The organism is Devosia sp., assembly GCF_036406155.1.
GTDB lineage: Bacteria > Pseudomonadota > Alphaproteobacteria > Rhizobiales > Devosiaceae > Devosia_A.
In genome coordinates this window covers 1-2,202 of the sequence record NZ_DASWVV010000135.1, presented here as the reverse complement: position 1 = coordinate 2,202, position 2,202 = coordinate 1, and the positions used below count along the sequence as shown (strand labels likewise).

General features: G+C 67.9%; 2 protein-coding genes. Both read right to left on the bottom strand.

The window, feature by feature from the left end:
* The coding region (locus VGD93_RS08505) for an NAD(P)H-dependent flavin oxidoreductase (RefSeq protein WP_395011091.1) at positions 1-545 on the bottom strand (545 nt) is incomplete at its 3' end.
* Between the two features lie 15 nt (positions 546-560).
* Positions 561-2,202, bottom strand: a 1,642-nt coding sequence (locus tag VGD93_RS08500; RefSeq protein WP_395011089.1) for an AMP-binding protein, incomplete at its 5' end; no start/stop codon positions are given.

Here is a 2,202-nt window from a genome sequence, read left to right as displayed (position 1 = left end):
GCGAGCACCAGCGGGCCGTCCCAGAATTCGCGCACCTCGGAGACGAACGCGAATGGCGACAGCGTGCCGCCATGGCCACCTGCACCGGCGCAGACGAGGATCAGCGCGTCGACGCCGGATTCGATGGCTTTGCGCGCGTGCGCGACGCTGATGACGTCGTGCAGCACGATGCCGCCGTAGCCGTGAACCTTGTCGACGACCTTGTCGGGGCGGCCGACCGAGGTGATGACGATCGGGACGCGGTGCTCGACGACGCGCGCCAGGTCCTCGTTCTGCCGCGGATTGGACTTGTGCAGAATGAGGTTCACGCCGTGCGGTGCCGCGAGCGTGCGGGGATGCGCGTCGTTCCATGCGTCGAGCTCGGACCGGATGTGGTCCAGCCAGTCGTCGAGGGCTTCAGCGGGGCGGGCGTTGAGGGTGGGGAAGGTGCCGACGACACCTGCCTTGCACTGGGCGATCACGAGTTCCGGGCCGCTGGCTAGGAACATTGGGGAGCAGATGAGGGGCAGCGACAGGCGCCCCGCGAGGATCTCGGGTATGGGCATGACGGGATTCCGGGTTCACTGCAGCGCGCCGGCGGCGACTTCGCGTGCCCAGGGATAGTTTGCCTTGCCGGCGGCCGAGCGCTTCACCTCCGGCACGAGGACGATGTCCTTGGGGATCTTGTAGTTGGCCATGTGCTGTTGGCACAGCGCCCGCAACCGCTGCGGGTCGAGGCACAGGCCGGGGCGGGGGGCGACGACGGCGACGACCTTCTGCCCCCAACGCGGGTCGGGAAGGCCGACGACGAGGGCATCGAAGACGTCCGGGCTCATGCGCAGCACTTCCTCGACCTCCTCGGGGAAGACCTTTTCGCCGCCGGTGTTGATGCAGTTCGAACCGCGCCCGTAGATGACGATCGACCCGTCGTCTGCGAGCTTCGCCGCGTCGCCGGTGAGGACGTGGCGCTTGCCGTTCAACGTGACGAAGGTTTGCGCCGTTTTCTCCGCATCGCCGTAATAGCCGAGGGGTAGGTAGCCGCTGCGCGCAAGGATTCCCGGTTCGCCCGGTGCGGCGAGGCGGCAGCCGTCCACGACGACCGCAAGGTCGGGGCGGGCGGCGATCCTGATCATGCCGCCGTCCGCGGGCTTGCTGCCCAGCCCGAGTTGCCCGCTCTCGGAGGAGCCCATGCCGTTGCTGAAGTAAACGTTGGGGGGCAGGTAGCCCTTCAGGCCTTCCTTGATGTGATCCGAGAGCACCGCGCCGCCGTTGCCGAATATGAACAGGGTCGAGAGATCCCAGCGCTGCGGGTGCGCGTTGAGCGCGTCGAGCAGGGGCAAGGCCATCGCGTCGCCGACGATGGTGAGGCCATTCACCCGTTCGCGCACGATGAGGTCGAGAATGTGCTCGGCATCGAAGTGATGCTGATCGTTGAGCACCACGGTGTGGCCCGCGAAGAGCGACACCATCGTCGCCCAATGGGCTGCGCCGTGCATGAGGGGCGCCACGGGCATGAAGCGCAAGGGCGCGCCCTTGCGGATCCGGTCGGCGAGCTGCTCGGGTGTGGCGATCGGGCCCTCGGCCGGGACGTAGGAGGCGCCGCCGCCGAGGCTGCCGAAGAAGAGGTCCTTGTGCGGCCACATCACGCCTTTCGGCTTGCCCGTGGTGCCGCCGGTGTAGAGGAGCGAGATGTCGTCGTCGCGGCAGTGCACGTCACACAGCACGGACGGATCGGCCCTCAGCGTTGCGTCGTAGGGCGTCGCGCCGGCAAGGGCGGGCGTGCCGCCGCCGGTTCGCACCTTCACGCGCAGGCCGGGCGCGGCATCGAGGGCTTCGGCGACGGCCGCTTCGAGCTCGGCGCTGTAGAACAGCGCTTTCAGGCCGGCGTTGTCGTAGAGGTAGCGCAGCTCGTCTGCAACATAGCGGTAATTGATGTTGGCGGGAATGGCGCGCACGCGGCAGGCGGCGAGGAAGGCCTCGAGGTACTCGGCCGAGTTGTACATCTGCAGGCCGACCACGTCGCCCGGGCCGATCCCCTGTCCGTGCAGCCAGGCGGCCAGCCGCTCGACGCGCTGGGCCATCTTGCCGTAGGAGTGGCGCCTGTCGCCGATCACGAGCGCATCCCGCTCGGGGACGGTTTCAGCCGTGATTGCAAAGAGATCGGCCAGGCTGAAGGTGCGAGGGGTCATGATGTCTCCGATGTAATCGTTGTTGCGGCCGATC